The sequence below is a fragment of the Ruegeria sp. SCP11 genome (assembly GCF_040329455.1).
In the GTDB taxonomy this organism is placed as follows: Bacteria; Pseudomonadota; Alphaproteobacteria; order Rhodobacterales; family Rhodobacteraceae; genus Ruegeria; species Ruegeria atlantica_E.
In genome coordinates, this window is record NZ_JBDZYG010000002.1 from 125,815 (window position 1) to 148,874 (window position 23,060).

The window sequence follows — 23,060 nt, forward strand, 5'->3', positions numbered from 1 at the left end:
GGCTGTGGCAGTTCTATTGAGACCGCGATATGGTTTTACAGACGGGTTTACCGTTTCAAAGGAAAGTAAATGCGCCGCCTAACCTTTTTGCTTTTTCCTGTGATGCTGGCGGCCTGCAGCGCCGGTGTCCTGCGTGTGCAACCAGCAGCGGAATGGTCACAGGATTCAGAAGAGTTTCAGGTAGAGGCTGCTGCATTTCAGGAAATCAGCCGCGCTGTCGGCAAAGAGGCCCGCGCCGAATGCTTGCGTCAAGCCGTGGTCAGGAATTGTGACTTCACGATTCTGGTCGACCTCAATCCTCGTGCGCCAGCCAACGCCTTTCAGACTCTGGACGACAAGGATCAACCGGTGATCATCTTCACTCGTTCAATGATCCAATCCGCGCAGAACGCCGATGAACTGGCCTTCGTGATGGGACATGAGGCGGCACATCACGTGTTGGGTCATATCGGCAGACAGACGAAGAGCGCGCAGGAAGGTGCTGCGATTTTTAACGATCTGGGCAAACTGCATGGGGAAGACGGGGCTGAGCTGGAACGGTCACAGAAACTGGGCGCTGAGGTAAGTATGCAGGTCAACGTCAAGCAGTTTGAGTTGGAAGCGGATCAGCTTGGGACGATCATCACGCATAACGCAGGATATAACCCACTGATTGGGGCCAAATATTTCGACCGTCTGCCCGATCCGGGGGATCAGTTTCTGGGGACTCATCCGCCCAATGCCGCGCGGGTTCAGATCGTGCAGGAAACAGCAAGGCAACTGGGTCTGACACAATGACTTCTCTGACACGATTGGGCGTGATCTTGATGGATCGCGGCTCGAAATACGCGGTGTCGGGCGCGACCGTCAGTACCCGGGCCGAGGTTGATGCGGTGCTGCACGACCTCAAATCAGACAAAGCTTACGCCAAGGCGACACACAACACCTGGGCGGCCGTGTTGCCGACCGGTGCGCTCAAGGCGGATGATGGCGAAAGCGGTGCGGGCATGGTGATCCTGCGCATGCTCGAACGTGCTGAATTGCAAAACCATGTGGTGATCGTCACCCGCTGGTACGGCGGCAAGAAACTGGGCGGCGACCGATTTCGCCGGGTTCAGGATGCCACTCGGGCCTATCTGGATCATATCGGCGCCGGGCCTTGACCTGTGTCAAAGGCCCAATCGCCGGGTTCGTCTATCCTGTTTCAACGTGCGACAGGGAGAGGATCTTTCGATGACGAGCCGAGAGACGCTGAAACACCACGCCGGTCTGGTCGACCGGATGGCAACCAAACTGGGCGTAGACCTGCAACAATCGGCGATTGACGGCGATGTTTTGTTCGATGAACTGACCGACGCGGTTCTGAGGTGCACCGATTGTCCGAACCCTAAGCACTGCCAGAATTTTCTGGTTCAATCCGCCCAAGTGGACCGAGCGCCTGAATACTGCCGCAATCAGGAGCTGCTCGGCAAACTTATCCCTTAAGAAACGGAATATCCCATGCCACATCTCGGAGAGATCATGACCCATCTGCGCCTCGTTCTGCGTATGGGGCGGGTGACCGGAACAGACATGGTTGCGGCGCATCGGCGAGGCCACCTAACGCAACAGGACTGGGCCGAGATGATTCAATACTGCCGGGGCTGTGGCTGGGCCAACCGGTGCCCAGATTGGCTGGATCACCATGAGGATGCGAACGGTGCCCCGCAGACCTGTAGAAATCAGCAACGTTTCGCGGAACTGAAAGCGATGCAAAGGCGGGTAAACTGATGGCAAAGGATATCTTGGGCGATGTCGAAAAACACTTTTGGCTTACCCGATCCGTAGCGCGCTGCATGAATGTTTCGCTGTCCGAAGCCATGGCCGAGGGACGGCTGACACCGGATCGCTATGCTGAATTGGTGACACGCTGCCGGACGGCGCAATGCAGCGGCCAGTGCGCGCTCTGGTTGGCCGAACAACAAACCGAGGCCCATGCGGCGCCGGAATTCTGCGCCAATGCGGATCTGCTGAACACGTTGAAAGCCTGATTACAGTTTTGAGTGAGACTCGTCACAAAGCGGCGCCTTAGCGCTGTGCTTGCAGCCACAGAAAAAGACCTTCTTGCTGCTTTCGGCGGTGTATTTGATCGGTTCAAACCCTGTGTCTTTGTGAGAGCCGTCACAAAACGGTTGACGTTTGGATCGGCCGCATGCGCACCAGAAATAGCTTTTCCCTTCGGTCACCTCGACCGGGTAGGGTTCTTTTTGCGCAATAGTGGGGCTGTCTGACATGTGGCTCCTCCGTCTTTGGCTGATGTCGCACCCACAGTGTAGGACAATGCGTAAAAAACGGTAGCTTTTGCTCAAAAAACCGCTGTTTGAAAAGAGGTTACCAGCGTGGTTTCGCTTTGAATCACATTCACGTGATTCAATTTGTTGCAATAATACAATCGAAGTCCTATTCTGACCCCGGCCCCGAATTCTTGGGCAATATCAGAAATTTAATAGAGGAAAGACGGACATGAAACTCAAATTTGCTGCCGTTGGTGCATTTGCTCTTATTCTAGCTGCTTGCTCGCAGCAGGAGGAACCGGCGCCGGTTTACATTACTCCTGAGTACGACAAATTCGGCACACCGAGTTGCCCAGCAGGTACAGAACTAACCACAACCGAAGCTGGTCAGACCGTCTGTAACCCGGTCGCTCAATAAGAATTCCGCGGGCGGCTCTATTTGAAGTCGCCCGCACATTTCTCCAAACATGGCCGCCCCTGGGGCGGTTTTTTCTTGCTTACACAGACAGATAAGGCTTCAGTTTCGTTTACCGAAAAAAGCAGAGAGCAGATGAAATACTTCTTTACCCGTCTCAAGGATCGTACGCGCTGGAGTTGGCAAGGACTGGCCGCAACATGGCGAGACGAATACTCGTTTCGCGTATGGGTTTGGGCCAATCTTGTTTCGGCGATCCTGGCGCTTTGGCTGCCCCTAGGGGATGGGTTGCGCGTATTGATATTGGTTCTTGGGCTGCTGGTTCTGGTGGCCGAACTGTTCAATACCGCGATCGAGCGGGCCGTCGATCACACATCGACAGACCACAGTGAACTCGCCGGCCAAGCCAAGGATGCGGCGAGCGCGGCGGTTGCATTGACCGCAATCGCAGCCGGCGTGGTTTGGATTGTCGGGCTTTTGAGCCTGCTCTGAAACAGCTCCACAGCCTCAATACCTGCTTCGAGAAACTCCATAGCCGAACGTCCGGCGCTGAATGCCATAGTTCTGCGGAATATAGTACGGCGACGAACGCGTTCTGGGAACCTTGCGGACAGATCGGTTGTACCGTTTGACTGGTTTGACATAGTGCTGCCGGTGCTTGGCGTGGCCGTAAGTCTTTGGTTTGCGCCTGTCGTGATAAACCTTGGGTTTAGTCTTGTGACGATACACTTCGGGCGCCCCGTAATACCGGTGTACTTTGTGTTTGCTGCGGTGGTGCAAGCTCAGCGGCGATGAGCCGATGATAATGAAGCCGCCTGCACTGATGTTGTCGGCCGAAGCAGGCACCGCGTTAAGCTGAGCAGCAAGTAATAGCGTGGCGCATTTCAGCGAAAAGAGGCGTAGGCATGACATTGAACCCTCCTTCATACGAGGCTGGATGTCCTGCCATAATCCACGAGATGGGCGCAGATTGCCAATAAACTCGCTTCACGCTTCGCCGATCCGGGGTGATTGGGTCAGATCAGTTTGCCCCACAGGTCGTATTCTCCGGCCTCGTCGACCTCGACCGAGACGATGTCACCGGGTTTCAAAGTCTCGAACCCTTCGTCGATGAACAGGTTCCCGTCGATCTCGGGCGCGTCCGATTTGGTACGGCAGGTGGCGGCCTCATCGTCGACCTCATCCACGATCACGTCCATGGTCTGACCGACCTTGGCTGCAAGCTTAGCCTCGGAAATCCCCTGTGCCTTCTCCATGAACCGCTCCCAGCGCTCTTGCTTAACCTCGGCGGGGACATGATCGGGCAGGTCGTTCGAGCGTGCACCGTCCACGTTTTCGTATTGGAAGCAGCCAACACGATCCAATTGGGCTTCGTCCATCCAGTCCAGCAGGGTTTGGAATTCGGCCTCGGTCTCGCCTGGGTACCCCACGATGAAGGTTGATCGCAGAGTGATGTCCGGGCAGGTCGCACGCCACGCGGCAATCTCGTCCAGAGTTTTGGCGGCAGCGGCGGGGCGCGCCATACGTTTCAGAACATCAGGGTGAGCGTGCTGGAACGGGATATCCAGGTAGGGCAACACGTTGCAGCCTGCATCCGCCATCAGCGGAATCAACTCGCGCACATGCGGATAGGGATAGACGTAGTGCAGGCGTATCCAGGCATCGAACTGCCCTAACTCACGCGCCAGATCGGTAATGTGGCTGCGCACCTCGCGGTCTTTCCACGGGTTCGCGTCGTATTTTCGGTCCAGTCCGTAGGCCGAAGTGTCTTGCGAGATCACCAGCAACTCGCGCACACCATTGTCGACCAGCTTTTCCGCCTCACGCAGGACCGCATGGGCCGGGCGGCTGGCCAGTTTCCCACGCATGTCGGGGATGATGCAGAATTTACACTTGTGGTTACAGCCCTCGGAGATCTTGAGGTAGCTGTAATGGCGTGGGGTCAGCTGCACATTGGCGGCAGGCAGCAGATCCACGAACGGGTCCGGATCAGGTGGGACGGCCGTATGCACCGCATCCAACACCTGTTCGTACTGGTGCGGACCGGTTACGGCCATGATGCGCGGATGGTGCTCGCGAATATAGTCTGGTTCGGCCCCCAAACATCCGGTCACGATGACCTTGCCGTTTTCCACCAGTGCCTCGCCAATCGCGTCCAGAGACTCGGCCTTGGCGCTGTCGAGGAACCCGCAGGTGTTCACGATCACGGCATCAGCCCCGGAATAGTCTGGCGAAATGCCGTATCCTTCGGCCCGCAAGCGGGTCAGAATCCGCTCACTGTCAACCAACGCCTTCGGGCAGCCCAGTGACACCATGCCGATAGTCGGCTGGTTCGGGCGAGGCGTGTCAGTGATCCTGGCGGCAGGCGCCAGGTCGGGGCGGAGGTTTGGCGGGTTCGTGGTCATGGCGCGGCATATAGTGGGGAAAGCTTCCCCTTGCAAATGTGGGCTAGGCTTTGAATGATCTTTTTTAACGCATGCCCAAAAAGCGGAGAGCAGAAAAATGAAGTGGCTGTTGCGCATACTCTTTCTTTTCGTGGCCGCATTCGGGTTGGTCATCGGCGCGTTGTTGTTGATGCCGGGGGACAAGCTGGCAGCGATCCTGGCCGAGCAGGTCAAAAGTGAGACAGGGCGCGAACTGACGTTGTCGGGTGATGTGCATCTGTCCTTCTGGCCGGTTTTGGGAATGGAGACTGGTCCGGTCACCTTCGAAAACGCGCCCTGGGCCGGGTCTGAGCCGATGCTCAGCGCGGAAAGCCTCGCCATTGGGGTTGATGCTTCGGCCTTGCTGAACGGAGACTTGCGGATTCGGCGGATCATTGCGGACAACCCGGTGCTGCGGCTTGAACTGTCCGAGGGGCGTGGGAATTGGGAGCTGAGCTCTGCGGCGACGCAGGCGACCACCGCAGAGGGCACCGCTGCACCATCCGGATCTCCGCAGGGTGAGGTGACTCTGGACCATTTGGAACTGACAAACGCGCGGTTGATCTATATCGAAAATGGCGCGACGAAGTTCGGTTTCTCGAATGTCGATTTGTCGGCCAGTTGGCCGGGCCCGACCTCTCCCATGATTATGCAGGCGCAGATGGGGGTGCCGGGCGGCAAGGTGAACGTCGACCTCAAAATTCCTGACCTGCCCGCATATGCCTCAGGGGTTGCAACACCGCTGCAACTGGCTCTGACCGCGCCGGGAGGTGAGGTTGGTTTCGACGGTCGTGTAAATCTTGTGGGTGAAATGGACGGCAGTCTGGAAGTCAAAACGCAAAACACACAAAAGATGCTGGCCGCTTTTGGTCAGGCCGGGGTCGGAGTGCCTCTGGGGCTGGGGCGCGTGGCCGATGTGTCGGCGCAGATGACCTATACGCAGGAGGGGCGTATCTCTCTCCGTAACATGGTGGCGCAACTGGATCACAACCGTTTTGCGGGAGAGGCGGATATCGAGATCGCGGCCACGCCGAAAATCACGGCGCGGCTCAAGGGCGGGGATATTGATTTGTCCCGATACAACGAGGGGCTTGTTTCAACGGGCGGCGGCTCTGGTGCGGCGTCTTCATCTGCCGATGGTTGGTCAAAGACCCCGATTGACGCGTCAGCCTTGTCGCTGGCCAACGGGGAAATTCGTCTGACGGCCTCTTCAATAGCGGTGCCCGAAGTGAAGCTGGGCCCCAGCGACCTGACGCTGAGCCTGGATCGATCCCGGGCTGTACTACGGATGAACCCGGCCACTCTGTTCTCGGGGCAAGTGAACGGGCAGGTGGTTGCAAACAACCGAAACGGCCTGTCTGTAGGCGGCAAGCTGAGCGCGCAAGATGTGGACATCCAGGGTGCTCTTTCTACCCTTGCCGGGATTGATCGTTTGTCGGGCGCAGGGTCAGGAGAGTTCGAATTTCTGGGCGTTGGTCAGACCGAAGACGAGATCATGCGCTCTCTCAGCGGCAAGGGCAGTTTGAACGTTGGACAGGGCGTGATCTCGGGCTTTGATCTGGACCGCCTGATGGGGCGGGGCAAAGGCACAGGTGGAACAACGGTGTTCAACAGCCTGACGGCCAGTTTCACAATTGATCAAGGCGTCCTGACCAATCGAGATTTGCTGATGTCACTGGAAAATTTCCGGGCCGATGGGACAGGGCAAGTCAACCTTGGGGCACGTACCATCGACTATCTGTTTACGCCCACCGCGCTGCGCGCAAATTCGGGGCAAGGCCTGTCCGTGCCGGTGCGGATTGTCGGGCCGTGGAGCAACCCGTCGATCAAACCAGATCTGACCAAAGTGATCGAGGCCGCCGCCGAAGGTCAGCTTAAGGACCTGGAGAGTGACGCAAAGCAGAAGGTTCTGGATAAGGTCGGGGATGAGCTCGACACCGTGGTGACCGACACAGAAGATGTGGAGGATGCGCTGAAAAACAAGCTGGAAGAAGAGGCTAAAAAGGGTCTGCTCAAATTGCTTGGAAGGGACTAAAGGGCGGGGCGCCAATGGCGCCCCGAATCCGGATCAGATGGTCTGGTCGTAGTCACCTACACCCGGTTCAGTCCGGATAACGGCGTCAATGTCTGCGAAGATAGCGCGCATCTCGTCCTCGCTTTCGCTGCTTTCACAGACCACAACCAGATTCGGTGTGTTCGACGAGGCGCGCACCAGACCCCAGCTGCCATTATCCAGAATGACCCGGGCACCGTTGACCGTGACAACCTCTTTGATTGCGCGGCCTGCAAAGGTTTCGCTGGCATCGGCCTTGGCGACCAGTTTGTCCACCAGTCGCTTGAGGATGTCGTATTTCTCGGTATCGGCGGCGTAAGGTGACATGGTCGGCGTAGACCATGTTTTAGGTAGTGCCTTGCGCAGGTCGGACATGCTTTTGTCCGGATTACGATCCATCAGCTTGCAGATTTCCACGGCCACCCGCATGCCGCAGTCATAGCCGCGGCCGATTGGTTCGGCCAGGAAGTAGTGACCCGACTTTTCGAATCCGGCCAGAGCGTTGATCTCTTTCACCCGGCGCTTCATGTGGCTGTGACCTGTTTTCCAGTAGTCGGCTGTGACGCCGCGCGCCTGCAACTCGGGATCACTGGCAAACAGTCCGGTCGATTTCACGTCAGCCACAAAGGTTGAGTTTGGATACAGCTTGGCGAGGTCGCGGGCCATGATCACGCCGACTTTGTCGGCGAAAATCTCCTCGCCCTCATCATCCACAACACCGCAGCGGTCACCATCGCCGTCAAAACCCAGCGCCAGATCGGCACCGCTGGATTTCACGGTGTCGGCCATGTCGTGGAGCATCTCCATGGCCTCAGGGTTGGGGTTGTAGTTGGGGAATGTGTAATCAAGTCGATTGTGGCTGGGCACCACTTCGACCCCCATGCGTTCGAAAATCTCGGGCGCAAAGGCCGAGGCTGTTCCGTTGCCTGTCGCACAGACAACTTTAAGCGGGCGGGACATTTTGAAATCACCGACCAAATCGTCGATATAGGCCTCTTTCACGCCCTCAATGAATTCGTACGAGCCACCTTCGTGGGAGACACCTTCGCCGTTCAGAACGATGTCGCGCAGTTCCGACATTTCATCCGGGCCGTGAGTCAGTGGACGGTCAAAGCCCATCTTTACACCAGTCCAGCCGTTCGGATTGTGACTGGCGGTGACCATCGCGACGGCAGGTACGTTTAGGTGGAATTGGGCGAAATAAGCCATCGGGCTGAGCGCCGGGCCAATATCCTTGACCTGAATGCCCGCCTGCATCAGGCCCAGGATCAGCGCGTTCTTGATCGCCAGAGAATAGTCACGATAGTCGTTGCCGACCGCGATCACCGGTTCGATCCCGCGTTTGCGCATCTGCGTGCCCAAACCCAACCCAAGTGCCGTCATGCCAGGAAGGTTGATCTCTTCCGGGTATTTCCAGCGGGCGTCATATTCGCGAAAGCCCGTGGGCTTGATCATTGGATCGCGCAAAAAGCTCCAGGTGTTTGGCGTCACCTCGGGGATGGGTTTGGTCATACTGTCGCTCTTGTCTAGATCTGAATTGGATTGGCTTTGGCCAAAGCATCAAAGCGCATCAATGTGTCAATGAGTTGAGGCATTTGATCGAGAGGGATCATATTTGGCCCGTCAGAGGGCGCCGAATCGGGGTCCTGATGCGTTTCGATAAATACCGCCCCGACGCCCAAAGAGACTGCGGCACGGGCCATGACAGGGGCGAACTCGCGCTGCCCACCAGAGGAACCACCTTTGCCACCGGGCTGTTGGACCGAGTGCGTTGCGTCCATAACAACCGGATAGCCCGTTTTTGCCATTTGCGGCAGGCCGCGCATGTCCGCCACCAGTGTGTTGTACCCAAAGGAAGTTCCGCGCTCGGTCAGAAGGATGTTCTGGTTTCCGGTGCTTTCAATCTTATCGACGATATTGCCCATTTCCCACGGGGCCAGAAACTGTCCCTTTTTAACATTCACAGCTTTTCCTGTACTGCCAGCCGCCAACAACATGTCGGTCTGGCGGCACAGGAAGGCCGGAATTTGTAGTACATCCACCGCATCAGCAGCCACAGCGCACTGCGCCTCGGTATGAACATCGGTCAGCACTGGAATGCCCATTGTTTTACGGATGTCGTCCAGCACCTTCAGCCCGGCATCTATCCCCATGCCCCGCTTGCCGGACAGAGACGTTCGGTTCGCCTTGTCATATGAGGCTTTGAACACATACTGAGCACCGGCGGCGTCGCAGGCCTCTTTCATTTTTCCCGCGATCATCTGGGCGTGATCGGCGGTTTCAAGCTGGCAGGGGCCTGCAATGATCGTCAGAGGCAGATCATTGCCGACCGTGAGATCGGAGATTTTTACATGTTTCATGTGTCTTACGAGGATACCTGTTCACGAAGGACCGACGCGGTAAGCGAGATCATCAGGTAAATACCAGCAAACAACAGGAAAGCCAAAATCGTATTTTCGAACTTGCGCGGATAATTGGGTTCCTCGCTTGCGACCGGCCTCACAGACACCGTCAGATATCGCACTTTGCGATTGGCCTCGGTCCGCGTGGTTTCCATTTGCTGCAAGGCGGTCTGCAGCATCATATCCCGGGCGGCGAGGTCGGCCTGAGCCATCTGAATGCGTACGCTTAGCTGCGCCAGCGAATTTTCACCCGCCGAAGCGTCCAGCATTTCCGCGTTCAGCCCCGCCAGCACAACTTCGAGCCTTTGGATATCCGCACGAACCCCGTCGACCTTGGCCTGGTTTGGGCGCAGGTTGTCCAGCAGGGCCGCCAGTTGCAGTTCTTTCTCTTGCAACTCGATTTCGATCGCATTGATACGCGTCCGCAGGCCGGCGAGCACGTTTTCCGGGTCCAGTACCGCACCTTGCAATTGAAGTTCGATCAACTGCTCTTGCGCTTTCCGGCGTTCTTCTTGCGCCAATTCGAAACCAGCAACGGCTTCGCGCATCTGATCATCTCGCTTCAATTCGGTCAGACCGTTTATCGTTTCTTCCGCGTAGGACAAAAGCAGACTGGAGAGTTCAACCGAAATTTCCGGCGCTGGTGCCGCGACTTCCATGCGGATGATGCCGTCGCTTGGATCGTAGCCGATGGTGACCATACGCCTGAACAGCTTGTAAGTGTCTTCCAGCGTTGCATCTTGCGGCAGGCGCTGGATAGGGTCGATCCAGTCCTGCTTGAAGATTTCCGAGAAATTCGTGTCCCGCTCCAACCGCAACAGAGCGTCCTTTGACTCCATGAATTCCTGAGTGGCAACCGAGTCCTGCGCAGTGGCGTATTGCGTGCCCGCCAGAAATCCACCAAACGAAGCTCCTGCACCGTCTGCCTGCAGAATCGAAAAGGCAGAGTCGCTCGCGTACATCGGGGTGGCGTATCGGTAGAAATACACGCCTACGATCAGGGTTGGCAGCAGGACAAATGCCGCCAGACGCGCAAACAGAGCCAACAGCTTGCGCTTGCGACGGCGGGCGATCTCTTTTTGAATTTCGCCGATTTCAAGATTGCGGCGCTCTGCTGGACTCAACTCGGGGCCTGGCAGGTTCTTTGGGGATTGCTTGATCGTTTGCGGTAGCTGGATCGTGATCTTGTCTTTTGCCTGATCCGTCGCGTCCTTTTTCTCGGCCGCCAGATCCAGCAGATTGGCCCGTTCGAACGGGTCTACTCCGCTTTGACGCAGCAGGCGTACCGCGTCGTAATCTGAGGTTGCCGTAAGACCGTTTTTTTGCGCCAGACGACGCGCGATGCGCAGTTGCCGCCCTGTCAGCCCCTCTCGCTTGATCGCGTCGATGTCGGTCGAGGGCTGCGCATCGTTCGCCGCATCGGACGTTTGCATCGCTTTTCTGATGCGCGACATTGCATCGGTTCGGGCATCTGGCGAACTCGTTTCCTGACGGTTGCGGCGCCAGCGGTATTTCTTAGCCTTGGGTTTGGTAGTCATATAGCTGCTTTGCCTCTTCCAAGGAGTCGAACATATACAGTTGACCGTCCACCAAAACGGCGGCCTGCTGTGCAAACTTTTCTAGGACGTCGGGATTGTGAGACACGATTACCAGTGTCGTTGTGCGCAAGCGCTCCCTTAAAATGTCACCAGCTTTTCTGTTGAACTCAACATCGGTTGTCGCGGGCATGCCCTCATCAATCAGGTACATGTCGAAGTCCAGCGCCAGCATCAGGGCAAATGTGAACCGTGCCCGCATACCGGATGAATATGTCCCAAGCGGTTGATTGAAGTACTCGCCCAGACCGCACAGCCAACTGCAGTAGGCTTCGACATAGTCGGGATCCATCCCGTAGATCTTGGCGATGTAGCGTGCGTTTTCCAAAGCTGACAGTTTCTTTGCCACACCGCCGGAAAACCCCATCGGGAATGAGATTCGGCAGTCTTTTCGGATTACGCCCTCGTCCGGTTTTTCCAGCCCAGCCATCATGTTAATCAGCGTGGTTTTGCCCGTGCCGTTTGGGGCGAGAATGCCAATGGACCGGCCCAGTTCAATCCGGAACGAAACCCGATCCAGGATCACCTTGCGGCGTGTTCCGGTCCAAAAGGACTTACTGACATTCTCAAACTCAAGCATTCACGGCCTGCTGCTCTGGCGTTTGTTTGGTGTATCGCTCGGGTTGGTGAGCGGTTAATTTATGGGTCCATGTTGGCTACATTATGTCGAATTGTGAAACAAATGATCAATGTGCGCTCAAGCTCACTTTTGAGATTGTGACTTTTGCAACGGTTGGACCCTGTGCGCGCGTTGACTATCTTTCACCTTGATCGTCAACCAGTTTGATGCAGGAAATCTTGCGATCTGATGAATTCGCTACAAACAGAGATAGAGTCCTGCCGGATTTGCGCAGACAAGTTTAAGGGTACGTATACCGCTCATGAACCGCGTCCTGTGGTATGGTTCAGGTCCGGTGCGCGACTGTTGGTTGCGGGGCAGGCACCGGGGGCGCGGGTTCATGCCTCGGGCCGTCCTTTCACTGACCCCTCGGGGGACCGGTTGCGCGACTGGCTCGGGATTGATGAGACGGTGTTCTATGACCGCGCCCATGTGGCGATTGTCCCGATGGCGTTTTGTTTTCCGGGGTACAACGAACGTAAGGCCGACTTGCCACCGCCCACCGTTTGCGGGCGGACATGGCATGGCAGGGTGATGGAGGAACTGGGAGAGGTGCCGTTGACGGTTCTGGTCGGGGGGCATGCGCATAGGTACCACTTGGGATCGCGCACCGCCGTCACTGACACCGTTTCTAATTGGCGAGACCATGCGCCGCGTGTCTTCCCCTTGCCTCATCCGTCCTGGCGAAATACGGCATGGTTGAAGAAAAATCCGTGGTTCGAAGCCGAACTGCTGCCGGTTCTGCGTGCGCGGGTACAAGAGGTTCTGAATGACTGACACAACGGCCCTCGATGCCGCTCATGCCGCCATGGAAGCCAACCCGCAGGATGACGCGGCACGCCTACGGTTCTTTGAACGACTCGCGGATAGCGAGCTATTCCTGCTGTTGGCTGAAGAGGCGCAAGGCGAAAACGTCACGCCCGAGCTGTTCGATGTGGCGGATGGCCGTTTTGTACTGGTCTTTGATCGAGAAGACCGGCTTGCCCGTTTTGCGGAACGGCCCGTACCTTATTTAGCTTTGTCGGGGAGGGTGTTGTCCTCGATGCTGGCCGATCAGGGGATCGGTCTGGGGTTGAACCTTGAGGTCGCGCCATCGTCAATGCTGATCCCAACTGAGGCTCTGGGCTGGCTCGCCACAACGTTGGAACATGCCCCTGAAGAGGTGCATCAACGTCTGGCCGAGTTCCTGCCGCCGGTCGGGTTGCCGGACAACTTGTTGCAGGCTTTGGATGCTAAACTTGCTACGGCAGTCGGCTTGGCCGAAGCTGCATTTCTGGTCGGGACCAAGACGGAAGAGGGTGGATCGGGCCACCTTCTGGGCTTTGTGGGTGCGGTTGACGGGGCTGAACCCGCTCTGGCCAAAGCCGCGTCCGAAGCGCTGACATTTTCTGGGGTTGAAGCGGGAGCAATGGATGTTGGATTCTTCGGGGCGCATGACCCGGCGGCCACCGCATTGGCTCGGGTTGGCCTGAAATTCGACCTGCCTCAGCCCGAAGAACGGGTTGTAGAGCGTGTCACACCGGGGAGCGATCCGGACAAGCCGCCGATCCTGAAATAAACAAGCCCCGCGATCCGGTGAAGCGCGGGGCCGCTTTGATTACTCCGCCGCTGGTTCCAGCTTGTCCTGCGTGCGGGTTTCAAAATCACTGGCGTCATGGCGTTCGTGCAGCTGAGTGTGCGGCTCGCCGAACGCACGGTTGACCATGCGGCCACGCTGCACAGCAGGGCGTTCGTCAATCGCCTTGGCCCAACGCATTACATTTTTATAAGTATCAACATCCAGAAACTCGGCTGCGTCATAAAGGCGGCCCAGAACCAACTGGCCGTACCAGGGCCAGATCGCCATGTCGGCGATGGTATAGTCTTCGCCGGTGATGAATGTCTTGCCCTCCAATTGACGGTCCAGCACATCCAGTTGTCGTTTGGTTTCCATGGTGAAGCGGTTGATCGGGTATTCCCATTTCTCGGGTGCGTAGGCGTAGAAATGACCGAACCCCCCGCCCAGATACGGCGCGCTGCCCATTTGCCAGAACACCCAGTTCATGACCTCGGTCCGTTCAGGTCCCGATTTCGGCAGGAAAGCATCGAATTTCTCGGCCAGATGAAACAGGATCGAGGCGCTTTCGAACACGCGCACTGGATCATCGCCCGAGCGATCCCACAGAGCAGGGATTTTCGAGTTCGGGTTGGCCCCGACAAAACCCGAACTGAACTGGTCGCCGTCACCAATATTGATCAGCCAAGCGTTGTATTCGGCTCCTTCGTGACCCAGCGCCAGCAACTCCTCTAGCATCACTGTTACTTTGACGCCATTTGGGGTTGCCAGTGAATAGAGTTGCAGCGGGTGTTTCCCGACCGGCAAATCCTTGTCATGGGTCGCACCGGCGATAGGGCGGTTAATGTTGGCAAATCTGCCGCCGCTTTCGCTGTCCCAGGTCCAGATCGTGGGCGGCGTATATGGGGATTGCTCGGTCATTTAGTGTCTTTCTCCGCAGAGTTCGGGTGAATTGTCCGTTCGCCACAACAGCTAATGTTGCAAAGCTCCGGTTCCAACCCCGAACGTCAGAGCAGTTTTGTAACATTTGGGTTCGAACCTCTCACGTTTCTTCATTCGCGGTCACAGCGGCGCGAGCGGGACTGCCCAAAACAACCGAAATACCTATTCTTTCAGCGAGCGCCAAACCCGAGGACAAAAGGATTGACCACATGAAACGCTTTGCCCTGACTTTCGCGACAGCCCTGACCCTTGCCCTGCCAGCTTTCGCTGGAGATCAGTATGTTGACGGTACCGGTTATGCCGTGTCGGGATATGACGTTGTTGCGTATCGCAGTCTGGATCAAGTACCGGTTGGGCAGTCCCAACCCGAAGCTGTGCGCGGTCGTGCGGACATCACCGCAGAATACAATGGCGCTACCTGGGCGTTTTCGACTGAAGAGAACCGCGACAAATTCCTGGAAAACCCGGCCTATTACGCTCCGGCCTATGACGGGCACTGCGCTTATGGCGTGTCGCGCGGCGGTAAGGTCCCGGCGAACCCGAACCTGTGGCGGATCGTTGATGACACTCTGTACCTGAACATCACCGACGTGGTTGTGGGCTTTTGGGAAGAAGACGTCCCCGGCAACATCAACCTAGCCGAAGGTAACTGGCCCGGAATCGAATCCGACGGCGCATCGACCAGCGTTATTCCGAAGTTTACTTCTGAGGGCCCGGTCGCAAACTAAACCACCACTGACAAAGAATTAACCCGGCCATCACGAGGCCGGGTTTTGCTAGACTGCTAGCCAGAATTCATCCCGCATCTGCTGATCCGCTTCGAACTTGATGCGAACGCTTTTGGCACCGGGAAACTTGCGTGCCGTGATCGTTTCCGGAACAACGACCTCACCACCGCCGGTCTCTCGGGATTGGAAACTCAACACTTCCGTTTCCAATCGCCGGGCCGAGGCCAGAAACGAAGTCGGAAGCGCCACGCGGTTGGCTCCTTCTTGAACAGACGTTGAAACGAAAAAAGTCAGATTGCGGCCGTAGAAGCCAACGGCTTCGGGTATGTGGTCCGCGTCAGCCGTGCTTTGTGTCTCCGGCTGCAAACTGCCCTCATCTGGGTTATGTGCCAGCGCTGTGTTCAAAAGCACCCGACAGGCCTCGATATCCGCAGTATCCAGTTCAATCACGCGTTTGCGCAGCTTTGGGCGCCGTGGTTGGCCGCTGGCTTTGCCTTTTGTCGTCAGTCCTTCACGGCGCAGAAAATCATAGGCTTCTTTGGCTCGGGCAAAAACGGTGCAATCGCCGTTGGTGTGGTCTGGGTGTGCGTGAAAGGCGATATGTCGCCATGCGTCGCGGATTTCATCAGACCCGGCACTTTGGTCCAATCCCAATGCCCCCAACGCGTCGGCACGCGCATTGATTTTTTCGACAGGCTCCATACCCACAACAACTCGTTAAACAAAAACAACAACGTTAGTGTGGTGGAGTCCACGAGTTTGTCAAACTTAAGCGAAATTCTATTGCCTCTTTAGGGACAGTTTCTGGGAGGCCGGAGGTATTGTTTACAGCTTGCTTTTGCCGGGCAGGCGGTTAGCAAATGAAATGCCCGGAGCCTGAGCAGGGTCCGGGCCATCTGGGTTGCTGTGTGATAGATCAGGCGACGTTCTGCAGTGTAGTCCTTGGCGTAATGCCCAAAGCAAAACACACATCACGCGTCAGTTCTGGCCGGTTCAGGGTGTAGAAATGTAGCTTGTCCACACCACCTTCGATCAGATCCGAGCACAGTTCGGTGCACAATGCGGTGGCCAGCAAATCTTCACGGTCATCGCGAATCGCTTTTTCAAAGGCCTGTTCGATCCAGTCCGGGATATGCGTGCCGCAGCGACGGGCAAAGTTGCGCGCGCCTTTCCAATTCTCGATCGGCAGGATGCCCGGAACGATTGGCTTGTTGATCCCGGCCTTTTCACAGGCGTCGCGGAAGCGGAAAAAGGTCTCGGCCTCGAAGAAGAACTGGGTCAGAGCTTCATCCGCACCGGCATCCAACTTGGCCTTCAGCCAGTCGATGTCTTTTGAAAAATCCTGCGCCTCAGGGTGCTTGTCGGGATAGGCACCGACGCGGATGCTGAACATTTCGGTCTCAGCCAGCGCTTCGATCAGTTCGACCGAATTGTTGAAACCGTCGGGGTGCGGCACAAAGCGATCCTGACCTTTTGGCGGGTCACCACGCAGGGCGACAATGTTTTGGACGCCAGCGCGGGCAAAAGTATCTGCGATCTCAAGCGTTTCCTGACGTGAGGCATCAACGCAGGTCAGATGAGCCGCCACCGGCAGGCCGGATGATTTATGTAGGGTGGACACGGCATCGCGGGTCAACTCGCGTGTGGTGCCACCGGCGCCATAGGTGACCGAAACGAAACGCGGCTCCAGCGGGGCCAGTGTCTGAACCGTATCCCACAGCCGGAATGAGGCCTCGAGCGTTTGCGGCGGGAAAAACTCGAATGAAATTTCTGGTGTCGTCATGTCAGCCTCACAGGTCCAATCTGGGGCCCTTGTGCCAGTTTGCGCATTGTGAGACAAACTCATATTACTCAAGAACAACATGAGTCACGCTACAATGCACATCGAATTCCGGCATCTGCGTACAATCAAGGCTATCCATGAATGTGGAGGTCTGGCACGTGCGGCGGATCAATTGAACATAACCCAATCGGCGCTGAGCCATCAGATCAAGGGGCTTGAGGATCAGGCCGGGGTTGAGCTGTTCCTGCGCCGCTCCAAGCCAATGAAGCTGTCAGCGGCGGGTCTGCGCCTGTTGCGACTTGCCGAACAGATTTTGCCGCAAGTCGAGGCGACGCAGCAAGAATTCTCATCTCTGCGTGACGGGCGCACCGGTCGGATGCACATCGCTATTGAATGCCACGCCTGTTTCGAATGGCTGTTTCCAGTGCTGGAGTCTTTCCGCAAGTCCTGGGCCGATGTGGACGTAGACATTCGTCCGGGTCTTGCGTTTGACGCCCTGCCTGCGTTGCAAAAAGAAGAGGTTGATCTGGTGGTGTCTTCCGACCCCGAGGACCTGCCGGGCGTCGAGTTTATCGAATTGTTCGACTATGACGCGGTTTTCGTTGCGGCCTCGTCGCATCCGCTGGCGCAGAAAGACTTCATCGAGGCCGAGGATTTCCGGGGCCAGACCCTGATTACCTATCCGGTCGAACGTACGCGGCTGGATATCTTCAGTCAGTTGCTGATTCCGGCGCGGGTCGAACCTGCCACAATCCGACAAGTCGAACTGACCGCCGTGATCCTGCTGCTGGTGGCCTCGAACCGGGGCGTCGCAGCGCTGCCTGACTGGGTGGTGCGCGAGGTAAAGTACAACTCGGACTATGTCACCCGCCCGCTGACCAAGGACGGGATCACCCGCACGCTCTACGCGGCGGTGCGGACCGAGGACCTTGAAAAACCCTATGTGCAAGAGCTGATCCAACTGGCTGGAGCCGAGGCGCGCAAGCTGCAAGAGCAATAAGCGCAAATCGCGGGTCCGCTATGCACATCATCCCTCTTGGCAAGGGCGCATTGCCCCAGTATACGCGCGGTTTGACCGGACAGGAGCCTTTGGACAATGGTTGGCAGTGCAAACCTCAACATCATGATCAAAGCCGCGCGCAAAGCGGGGCGTTCTTTGGTCAAGGATTTTCGTGAAGTCGAGAACCTTCAGGTGTCGATGAAAGGCGCGGGCGACTTTGTCTCCAAGGCCGATATTGCCGCCGAGGCGATCCTGAAAGAGGAACTGCTGGGCGCCCGTCCGACCTATGGTTGGCTGGCCGAAGAGGGCGGCGCTGTGGACGGCGAAGACCCGACCCGCCGCTGGATCGTTGACCCGCTGGACGGTACTACGAATTTTCTGCACGGCCTGCCGCACTGGGCTGTATCGATTGCTTTGGAACACAAGGGCAAGATCGTGGCCGGTGTGATCTATGACGCCGCCAAAGACGAGATGTTCTTCGCCGAAAAAGGCGAGGGCGCTTGGATGAACGACACCCGCATCCGTGTCTCGGGCCGTCACCGTATGATCGAGTCGATCTTCTCGACCGGCCTGCCGTTCGGTGGCCGTTCGGACCTGCCTGCAACTCTGCAAGACCTCGCGCGTCTGATGCCCGTCTGTGCCGGTGTGCGCCGCTGGGGCGCCGCGGCGCTGGACATGGCCTACGTGGCTGCTGGCCGTTACGAAGGGTTCTGGGAACGTCGCTTGAATGCTTGGGACCTGGCTGCGGGTATTATCATCGTGAAAGAGGCTGGTGGCTTCGTACAGGCGTTGAACCCCGAAGGCAGCGTGCTGGAGGATGGTGAGGTGATCTGTTCGAACGAGCCGATCTTTGATCAGTTCGCCAAGGTGATCCGAGGTTGAGAAACCGATATACCCATTGAGCAAGCGCGCCACGATTGAGGCGCGCTTTTTTGTTCAGGGAGCTGCATGGTCTGCGAGACCGGCTTCACCCAGCAGACGTTGCGCAAGAGAACACGGGCCTCAGCGGGGGGATAACCCTGACAGTTCAGAAGACTAAAACCTATCGGCGCGGAACTCGGGGAATGCGAGATTGTGACAGCTTGTATTTGTGCTCCGGATGGGGAGGGTGGCCGTGAGTGCGGTTCCAATACGCAGGCCCGCCGCGTTTTAGCCAAAGCGGGACGCACAGGATAAGGCCGACGATGAAGCCACCGGTATGTGCCCAATAGGCCACGCCGCCTTCATCCGGGTTACTGGCGAGGCTGCCGATAAATTGAAGACCCAGCCAGAGCCCCAGCATGATGAAGGCCGGTATGGTGAAGATCCGGAAATAGACGATCAGGATCAGCAGGACGTCCACGCGGGCTTTGGGGAACAGCAGCAGATAGCCACCCATTACTCCGGCGATTGCACCGGAGGCACCAATGGTCGGCACCACAGACTCCGGCGCGGTGGCAACATGGATTAGTCCCGCTCCGACGCCGGCAAGCACATAGAACAGCAGGAAGGGCAGATGGCCCATCTCGTCTTCAAGGTTATCTCCGAAGATCCACAGAAACAGCATGTTTCCCGCCAGATGCATCCATCCGCCATGCAGAAACATTGAGGTTACAAGGGTTTCGAATGCAAACCCATCGGTGATCCGGGCTGGAATGACGGCGTAGTCGAAATACAACTGGCTGATGAGCCGGTCGTTGCTCATGACCCCTACATAGCTGAGGAAAATCAGGATATTGGCCGTCATCAGCAGATAGACGACATAAGGGGTGCGCCCCGAAGGGTTGTGGTCACGGATCGGAAACATGCGGCGACGCTGGGCTTTTCCCAGCCCAGCGTCAAGGTCCGCTTACGCCGCACCTCCCAACAGGGCGGCATTGCCGCCTGCAGCGGTCGTGTCGACGCAGACGTGACGCTCGCCCAGAACACGTGCGCGGTCAGGGCGACCGGGGATCAGCGGCAGGATAGGTCCATCACGGCGTGACAGATGACGTTCGATTTCGCGCGCGGTGTTGTCGTCCCCCCACCACAACACACCCGAGATTTCGGTGACGTTGTCCAACCGGTGCAGGTCCATCATGCCGGTCGCCTGGATCGCGGTACCACCGAGGGCTTCGACTGCCTCAACCTGCGCTTTGGCTGTCTCTGCTCCCGGTCCCATGCACAGCAGCGGCGCGCGTGGAATTTCGCTTAGCCGATTGGACTCGCCGGTCGGACCGGGCAGGGATTGGGTCTGGACAGCGGCGGGCTTACCCTGCGGGGCGGGTAGATCGCCCATGGTGCTATTCCATTGTTCGCGACTGGTTTGCCGGTCCGGCGTGCAGAAGCGGGCCATATAGTTGGGGCCGCCCGCCTTAGGGCCGGTGCCCGACAGACCTTCACCACCAAATGGCTGAGAGCCAACGATTGCCCCGATCTGGTTGCGGTTCACATAGATGTTGCCTGCGTGGACGGCCTCGGTGATGTGCTGAACGCGGTCGTCGATGCGAGTGTGCAGGCCAAAGGTCAGCCCGTATCCGGTCGCATTGATATCTGCGATGACCTGATCAATCTCGGAAGCCTTGAAACGGGCTACATGCAGAACAGGGCCGAACACCTCGCGCTCAAGTGCTGCGATGCCCGGTATTTCGATCAGGGTTGGGGCGATAAAGGTTCCCTCGGGCGGTGTGGCCAGTTCCTTAAGAACCCGCCCGTCGGCGCGGGCCTGAGCTATGTGATCTGCTATGCCCTGCCGCGCATCCTCGTCAATCACGGGGCCGCAATCGGTTGCCAAGTGCCACGGATCGTCGACACGCAGCGCCTCCATCGCGCCGGTCAGCATGGTCAGCAGATCGTCGGCGATATCCTCTTGCACATAGAGGCAGCGCAGGGCCGAGCATCGCTGCCCTGCCGACTGAAACGCGCTTTCGATGATAGACTGTACGGCCTGTTCAGGTAGAGCTGTGCTATCAACAATCATCGCATTCAGACCACCGGTTTCTGCGATCAAAGGCGTGCCCGGCCGCAGGCTTTCCGCCATCGCCGAACGGATTTTCAACGCGGTTGCGGTGGAGCCGGTAAACGCAACCCCTGACACACGAGGGTCCGACGTCAGCGCGGCTCCAACAGACGGTCCGCCCGGCAGAAGTTGCAGTACATCGCGTGGAACTCCTGCTTCGTGCAGCAGTTGCACAGCGCGGTGCGCCATCAGTGGTGTTTGTGGCGCGGGTTTGGCCAGAACGGCGTTGCCGGTGGCCAAAGCGGCCGAAATCTGGCCGGTGAAAATCGCCAAAGGAAAGTTCCATGGGCTGATGCAGGTGAAGGTGCCAGCCGGTTCAGCTTGAGGGATGTTTGCCGCGTAGTAGCGTAGAAAATCGACCGCCTCGCGCAGTTCGGCCACCGCGTCAGGGACAGATTTCCCGGCCTCGCGGGCCAGCAAAGCGAACAACTCACCGAAATGTTCTTCGTAGAGATCAGCCGCTTTGTTTAGAACCTGAGCCCGGCCGGTCGCTGGGGCCTGCCACGGGCTGGCAGAGGCGAGGGCCAGTTCAACATCGCGCGCGCTGGCCGCAGCAACCGCTCCGGGTCGGTCCTGCGGGTGCGCTGGGTTGATGACGGGCCGATCCTCCTCAGGGTGTGCGTCCTCCGACAGCAGAGGCTGCGCATACCAGTGATGCGCGCGAAACGCGTCGCGGGCGGCGTCGATCCGATCGAGCGTCGGCGTGTGGCGCAAGTCGAATCCCTTGGAATTTGGCCGTTCCGGCTGAAATAGTTCGGGGCCGGTGGGCATGGGGGGCTTGCGCTCTTGAATGCTGTCAAACGGATCCGAGGCAACCTCTTCCGGCGGTACATTCTCATCCACGATCTGGTTCACGAAGGAGGAGTTCGCACCGTTCTCCAGCAGTCGCCGCACCAAATATGCGAGCAGATCGCGATGTGCGCCGACTGGGGCGTAGATGCGGCAGCGCGTGTTGTTCTGGTCTTTTACGATCTGATGTAGCGTTTCACCCATCCCGTGCAGTCTCTGAAACTCGAAAGGCTGCGTGTCGGCCATGTGCAGGATCGCACTGACCGTATGGGCGTTGTGGGTGGCGAACTGAGGGTAGATTCGATCGGTCATGCCCAGCAGTTTGCGCGCATTGGCGATGTAGGAAATGTCGGTCGCCGCCTTGCGGGTGAACACCGGGAAACCATCTACACCTTCGACCTGAGCGCGCTTGATCTCGGTATCCCAATAGGCACCTTTAACCAGCCGGACCATCAGCTTGCGATCATGACGCTCAGCCATCTCATAGAGCGTATCCAGAACCATTCCGGCGCGTGGGCCATAGGCCTGAACCACGATTCCGAAGCCGTCCCATCCGGCCAGAGCAGGCTCGGCCATCACGGCCACAATCACCTGCAGAGACAGAGACAGGCGGTCGGCTTCCTCTGCGTCCACGTTCAGACCCATCCCGGCGGCCTTAGCCAGCAAGCACAGCGCGCGCAGACGGGGGACAAGCTCATCCATCACCCGCTGTTCCTGCGCCAGTTCATAGCGTGGATGCAGGGCCGAGAGCTTCACGGATATACCCGGATTGGCGCGGATATCGTCGTGGATGCAGGCGTCGGCTATCGCTGCAATGGCACGAGAGTAGGACAGGTGATAACGGGCGGCATCAGCCTCAGTGCGCGCAGCCTCACCCAGCATGTCGTAGGAATAGGTGTATCCCTTTGCCTCCATTCCGCTGGCGCGGTCCATGGCGGATTGGATGGTTTCGCCCAGAACGAACTGACGACCCATTTCCTTCATTGCGCGGCCGACGGCGGTTCTGATCACCGGCTCTCCCAATCGTTTGATCGCCCCGCGCAGGGCGCTAACCGGAGAGGTTTTGCCCTCGTCCAGAACCTTGCCGGTCAGCATAAGTGCCCAGGTCGATGCGTTGACCAGAGAGGACGAGGATTGGCCCAGATGTTTGCCCCAATCCGATGGTGCGATCTTGTCCTCGATCAGCGCGTCGATTGTTTCGGCGTCGGGTACGCGCAGCAATGCCTCGGCTAGGCACATCAGGGCGACACCCTCGTCGGTTGAGAGGCCATATTCGGCCAGAAACACTTCCATCATGCCGGGTGAGGTACTGGACCTGATGTCGCGCACCAATTGGGCCGCTGCGGCGCAGATCGCAGAGCGGTCGGATTCTGACAGCTCCGCCTGTGCGGTCAGCTGATCCAGGATTTCGGACTGATCGGCATAGGTCTGGCCGTCGATATGGGTGCGCAGGCTGTGTGTCATGTATCCTCCGGGCTTTTGAGGAGTATACAGTCGATTTTTCAGGACAATCGCCTTAAATTGTGC

At 57.8% G+C, this 23,060-nt stretch carries 25 protein-coding genes; 13 read left to right on the plus strand and 12 right to left on the minus strand.

Features of this window, described 5'->3' with window-relative positions:
• Positions 1 to 69 precede the first annotated feature (69 nt).
• From ABLN94_RS03685 to ABLN94_RS03705, 5 genes are all read left to right on the plus strand, one after another.
• A complete protein-coding gene (locus ABLN94_RS03685; protein ID WP_170490264.1) occupies positions 70 to 777 on the plus strand; it encodes a M48 family metalloprotease in 708 nt (235 codons plus the stop codon).
• Positions 774 to 1,142, plus strand: coding sequence for a YigZ family protein (locus ABLN94_RS03690; RefSeq protein WP_352989288.1), 369 nt, complete (start codon positions 774 to 776; stop codon positions 1,140 to 1,142). The genes ABLN94_RS03685 and ABLN94_RS03690 overlap by 4 nt, the downstream gene beginning before the upstream one ends.
• Before the next feature lie 70 nt (positions 1,143 to 1,212).
• Positions 1,213 to 1,464 carry a DUF6455 family protein gene (locus ABLN94_RS03695; protein WP_352989291.1) on the plus strand — a complete coding sequence of 84 codons (252 nt, stop codon included), beginning with the start codon at positions 1,213 to 1,215 and terminating at the stop codon, positions 1,462 to 1,464.
• Between the two features lie 15 nt (positions 1,465 to 1,479).
• Positions 1,480 to 1,749 carry a DUF6455 family protein gene (locus ABLN94_RS03700; protein ID WP_352989293.1) on the plus strand — a complete coding sequence of 90 codons (270 nt, stop codon included), beginning with the start codon at positions 1,480 to 1,482 and terminating at the stop codon, positions 1,747 to 1,749.
• Complete coding sequence (locus ABLN94_RS03705) at positions 1,749 to 2,009, plus strand: DUF6455 family protein (RefSeq protein ID WP_170490251.1); 261 nt, start codon at positions 1,749 to 1,751, stop codon at positions 2,007 to 2,009. Before ABLN94_RS03700 ends, ABLN94_RS03705 begins: the two co-directional genes overlap by 1 nt.
• Here the strand turns inward: ABLN94_RS03705 and ABLN94_RS03710 are convergent, their stop codons facing one another.
• On the minus strand, positions 2,010 to 2,252 hold the full coding sequence (locus ABLN94_RS03710; protein WP_352989296.1) for a CDGSH iron-sulfur domain-containing protein: 243 nt from the start codon (positions 2,250 to 2,252) through the stop codon (positions 2,010 to 2,012).
• Positions 2,253 to 2,481: 229 nt separating this feature from the next.
• Here ABLN94_RS03710 and ABLN94_RS03715 point away from each other — a divergent pair, with 229 nt between their 5' ends.
• Together ABLN94_RS03715 and ABLN94_RS03720 are read left to right on the plus strand one after the other, a co-directional pair.
• The gene (locus ABLN94_RS03715; protein ID WP_352989299.1) at positions 2,482 to 2,670 is read left to right on the plus strand and encodes a hypothetical protein; all 189 of its coding nucleotides are present in this window, start codon (positions 2,482 to 2,484) and stop codon (positions 2,668 to 2,670) included.
• A gap of 132 nt (positions 2,671 to 2,802) precedes the next feature.
• Positions 2,803 to 3,159, plus strand: a complete 357-nt coding sequence (locus tag ABLN94_RS03720) for a diacylglycerol kinase (RefSeq protein ID WP_352989301.1) — start codon at positions 2,803 to 2,805, stop codon at positions 3,157 to 3,159.
• A 15-nt stretch (positions 3,160 to 3,174) separates the two neighbouring features.
• Here ABLN94_RS03720 and ABLN94_RS03725 read toward each other — a convergent pair whose 3' ends face one another.
• The gene (locus ABLN94_RS03725; RefSeq protein WP_352989304.1) at positions 3,175 to 3,579 is read right to left on the minus strand and encodes a hypothetical protein; all 405 of its coding nucleotides are present in this window, start codon (positions 3,577 to 3,579) and stop codon (positions 3,175 to 3,177) included.
• Positions 3,580 to 3,683: 104 nt separating this feature from the next.
• The gene (gene rimO / locus ABLN94_RS03730) at positions 3,684 to 5,072 is read right to left on the minus strand and encodes a 30S ribosomal protein S12 methylthiotransferase RimO (RefSeq protein ID WP_352989307.1); all 1,389 of its coding nucleotides are present in this window, start codon (positions 5,070 to 5,072) and stop codon (positions 3,684 to 3,686) included.
• 97 nt (positions 5,073 to 5,169) lie between these two features.
• Between rimO and ABLN94_RS03735 the strand changes: the two genes are divergently transcribed.
• Positions 5,170 to 7,125: an AsmA family protein gene (locus ABLN94_RS03735; protein ID WP_352989309.1), complete on the plus strand. Its 1,956-nt coding sequence runs from the start codon at positions 5,170 to 5,172 to the stop codon at positions 7,123 to 7,125.
• Between the two features lie 33 nt (positions 7,126 to 7,158).
• Here the strand turns inward: ABLN94_RS03735 and ABLN94_RS03740 are convergent, their stop codons facing one another.
• From ABLN94_RS03740 to ABLN94_RS03755, 4 genes are read right to left on the minus strand one after another with little or no spacing between them, the layout of a single operon-like run.
• A complete protein-coding gene (locus ABLN94_RS03740) occupies positions 7,159 to 8,655 on the minus strand; it encodes a phosphomannomutase/phosphoglucomutase (protein ID WP_352989312.1) in 1,497 nt (498 codons plus the stop codon).
• A 14-nt stretch (positions 8,656 to 8,669) separates the two neighbouring features.
• Positions 8,670 to 9,503 (minus strand): 3-deoxy-8-phosphooctulonate synthase, encoded by an 834-nt coding sequence (gene kdsA, locus ABLN94_RS03745; protein WP_352989315.1) that lies wholly within the window; start codon positions 9,501 to 9,503, stop codon positions 8,670 to 8,672.
• 5 nt (positions 9,504 to 9,508) lie between these two features.
• The gene (locus ABLN94_RS03750; RefSeq protein ID WP_352989318.1) at positions 9,509 to 11,083 is read right to left on the minus strand and encodes a capsule biosynthesis protein; all 1,575 of its coding nucleotides are present in this window, start codon (positions 11,081 to 11,083) and stop codon (positions 9,509 to 9,511) included.
• Positions 11,061 to 11,720, minus strand: coding sequence for an ABC transporter ATP-binding protein (locus ABLN94_RS03755; protein ID WP_352989321.1), 660 nt, complete (start codon positions 11,718 to 11,720; stop codon positions 11,061 to 11,063). Before ABLN94_RS03755 ends, ABLN94_RS03750 begins: the two co-directional genes overlap by 23 nt.
• A gap of 228 nt (positions 11,721 to 11,948) precedes the next feature.
• On the opposite strand from ABLN94_RS03755, the gene ABLN94_RS03760 reads away from it, so the two are divergent.
• Together ABLN94_RS03760 and ABLN94_RS03765 are read left to right on the plus strand one after the other, a co-directional pair.
• Positions 11,949 to 12,536, plus strand: coding sequence for a uracil-DNA glycosylase family protein (locus ABLN94_RS03760; RefSeq protein WP_352989324.1), 588 nt, complete (start codon positions 11,949 to 11,951; stop codon positions 12,534 to 12,536).
• On the plus strand, positions 12,529 to 13,317 hold the full coding sequence (locus ABLN94_RS03765) for an SseB family protein (protein WP_352989327.1): 789 nt from the start codon (positions 12,529 to 12,531) through the stop codon (positions 13,315 to 13,317). The genes ABLN94_RS03760 and ABLN94_RS03765 overlap by 8 nt, the downstream gene beginning before the upstream one ends.
• A 39-nt stretch (positions 13,318 to 13,356) precedes the next feature.
• On the opposite strand, the gene yghU is transcribed toward ABLN94_RS03765, so the two are convergent.
• Entirely contained in the window at positions 13,357 to 14,235 is an 879-nt protein-coding gene (gene yghU / locus ABLN94_RS03770; protein ID WP_352989329.1) for a glutathione-dependent disulfide-bond oxidoreductase, read from the minus strand.
• A gap of 230 nt (positions 14,236 to 14,465) precedes the next feature.
• On the opposite strand from yghU, the gene ABLN94_RS03775 reads away from it, so the two are divergent.
• On the plus strand, positions 14,466 to 14,984 hold the full coding sequence (locus tag ABLN94_RS03775; RefSeq protein WP_170490212.1) for a YHS domain-containing (seleno)protein: 519 nt from the start codon (positions 14,466 to 14,468) through the stop codon (positions 14,982 to 14,984).
• A 48-nt stretch (positions 14,985 to 15,032) separates the two neighbouring features.
• On the opposite strand, the gene ABLN94_RS03780 is transcribed toward ABLN94_RS03775, so the two are convergent.
• Both ABLN94_RS03780 and metF read right to left on the minus strand, forming a co-directional pair.
• Positions 15,033 to 15,686, minus strand: coding sequence for a J domain-containing protein (locus ABLN94_RS03780; RefSeq protein ID WP_352989333.1), 654 nt, complete (start codon positions 15,684 to 15,686; stop codon positions 15,033 to 15,035).
• A gap of 214 nt (positions 15,687 to 15,900) precedes the next feature.
• Positions 15,901 to 16,767 (minus strand): methylenetetrahydrofolate reductase [NAD(P)H], encoded by an 867-nt coding sequence (metF, locus tag ABLN94_RS03785; RefSeq protein ID WP_352989335.1) that lies wholly within the window; start codon positions 16,765 to 16,767, stop codon positions 15,901 to 15,903.
• A 94-nt stretch (positions 16,768 to 16,861) separates the two neighbouring features.
• Between metF and ABLN94_RS03790 the strand changes: the two genes are divergently transcribed.
• Both ABLN94_RS03790 and ABLN94_RS03795 read left to right on the plus strand, forming a co-directional pair.
• The gene (locus tag ABLN94_RS03790) at positions 16,862 to 17,767 is read left to right on the plus strand and encodes a LysR family transcriptional regulator (protein WP_352989338.1); all 906 of its coding nucleotides are present in this window, start codon (positions 16,862 to 16,864) and stop codon (positions 17,765 to 17,767) included.
• Between the two features lie 96 nt (positions 17,768 to 17,863).
• Positions 17,864 to 18,649 carry an inositol monophosphatase family protein gene (locus ABLN94_RS03795; protein ID WP_170490202.1) on the plus strand — a complete coding sequence of 262 codons (786 nt, stop codon included), beginning with the start codon at positions 17,864 to 17,866 and terminating at the stop codon, positions 18,647 to 18,649.
• A 160-nt stretch (positions 18,650 to 18,809) separates the two neighbouring features.
• On the opposite strand, the gene ABLN94_RS03800 is transcribed toward ABLN94_RS03795, so the two are convergent.
• Together ABLN94_RS03800 and putA are read right to left on the minus strand one after the other, a co-directional pair.
• Positions 18,810 to 19,553 carry a rhomboid family intramembrane serine protease gene (locus ABLN94_RS03800; RefSeq protein ID WP_352989341.1) on the minus strand — a complete coding sequence of 248 codons (744 nt, stop codon included), beginning with the start codon at positions 19,551 to 19,553 and terminating at the stop codon, positions 18,810 to 18,812.
• Between the two features lie 42 nt (positions 19,554 to 19,595).
• Positions 19,596 to 22,997 carry a bifunctional proline dehydrogenase/L-glutamate gamma-semialdehyde dehydrogenase PutA gene (gene putA, locus ABLN94_RS03805; protein WP_352989344.1) on the minus strand — a complete coding sequence of 1,134 codons (3,402 nt, stop codon included), beginning with the start codon at positions 22,995 to 22,997 and terminating at the stop codon, positions 19,596 to 19,598.
• Between the last annotated feature and the right edge of the window lie 63 nt (positions 22,998 to 23,060).

Bases quoted from the DNA above. Each gene is read 5' to 3' on its own strand.
- ABLN94_RS03685 (WP_170490264.1), top strand. From the start codon at position 70: ATGCGCCGCCTAACCTTTTTGCTTTTTCCTGTGATGCTGGCGGCCTGC.
- ABLN94_RS03690 (WP_352989288.1), top strand. From the start codon at position 774: ATGACTTCTCTGACACGATTGGGCGTGATCTTGATGGATCGCGGCTCG.
- ABLN94_RS03695 (WP_352989291.1), top strand. From the start codon at position 1,213: ATGACGAGCCGAGAGACGCTGAAACACCACGCCGGTCTGGTCGACCGG.
- ABLN94_RS03700 (WP_352989293.1), top strand. From the start codon at position 1,480: ATGCCACATCTCGGAGAGATCATGACCCATCTGCGCCTCGTTCTGCGT.
- ABLN94_RS03705 (WP_170490251.1), top strand. From the start codon at position 1,749: ATGGCAAAGGATATCTTGGGCGATGTCGAAAAACACTTTTGGCTTACC.
- ABLN94_RS03710 (WP_352989296.1), bottom strand. From the start codon at position 2,252: ATGTCAGACAGCCCCACTATTGCGCAAAAAGAACCCTACCCGGTCGAG.
- ABLN94_RS03715 (WP_352989299.1), top strand. From the start codon at position 2,482: ATGAAACTCAAATTTGCTGCCGTTGGTGCATTTGCTCTTATTCTAGCT.
- ABLN94_RS03720 (WP_352989301.1), top strand. From the start codon at position 2,803: ATGAAATACTTCTTTACCCGTCTCAAGGATCGTACGCGCTGGAGTTGG.
- ABLN94_RS03725 (WP_352989304.1), bottom strand. From the start codon at position 3,579: ATGTCATGCCTACGCCTCTTTTCGCTGAAATGCGCCACGCTATTACTT.
- rimO (WP_352989307.1), bottom strand. From the start codon at position 5,072: ATGACCACGAACCCGCCAAACCTCCGCCCCGACCTGGCGCCTGCCGCC.
- ABLN94_RS03735 (WP_352989309.1), top strand. From the start codon at position 5,170: ATGAAGTGGCTGTTGCGCATACTCTTTCTTTTCGTGGCCGCATTCGGG.
- ABLN94_RS03740 (WP_352989312.1), bottom strand. From the start codon at position 8,655: ATGACCAAACCCATCCCCGAGGTGACGCCAAACACCTGGAGCTTTTTG.
- kdsA (WP_352989315.1), bottom strand. From the start codon at position 9,503: ATGAAACATGTAAAAATCTCCGATCTCACGGTCGGCAATGATCTGCCT.
- ABLN94_RS03750 (WP_352989318.1), bottom strand. From the start codon at position 11,083: ATGACTACCAAACCCAAGGCTAAGAAATACCGCTGGCGCCGCAACCGT.
- ABLN94_RS03755 (WP_352989321.1), bottom strand. From the start codon at position 11,720: ATGCTTGAGTTTGAGAATGTCAGTAAGTCCTTTTGGACCGGAACACGC.
- ABLN94_RS03760 (WP_352989324.1), top strand. From the start codon at position 11,949: ATGAATTCGCTACAAACAGAGATAGAGTCCTGCCGGATTTGCGCAGAC.
- ABLN94_RS03765 (WP_352989327.1), top strand. From the start codon at position 12,529: ATGACTGACACAACGGCCCTCGATGCCGCTCATGCCGCCATGGAAGCC.
- yghU (WP_352989329.1), bottom strand. From the start codon at position 14,235: ATGACCGAGCAATCCCCATATACGCCGCCCACGATCTGGACCTGGGAC.
- ABLN94_RS03775 (WP_170490212.1), top strand. From the start codon at position 14,466: ATGAAACGCTTTGCCCTGACTTTCGCGACAGCCCTGACCCTTGCCCTG.
- ABLN94_RS03780 (WP_352989333.1), bottom strand. From the start codon at position 15,686: ATGGAGCCTGTCGAAAAAATCAATGCGCGTGCCGACGCGTTGGGGGCA.
- metF (WP_352989335.1), bottom strand. From the start codon at position 16,767: ATGACGACACCAGAAATTTCATTCGAGTTTTTCCCGCCGCAAACGCTC.
- ABLN94_RS03790 (WP_352989338.1), top strand. From the start codon at position 16,862: ATGCACATCGAATTCCGGCATCTGCGTACAATCAAGGCTATCCATGAA.
- ABLN94_RS03795 (WP_170490202.1), top strand. From the start codon at position 17,864: ATGGTTGGCAGTGCAAACCTCAACATCATGATCAAAGCCGCGCGCAAA.
- ABLN94_RS03800 (WP_352989341.1), bottom strand. From the start codon at position 19,553: ATGTTTCCGATCCGTGACCACAACCCTTCGGGGCGCACCCCTTATGTC.
- putA (WP_352989344.1), bottom strand. From the start codon at position 22,997: ATGACACACAGCCTGCGCACCCATATCGACGGCCAGACCTATGCCGAT.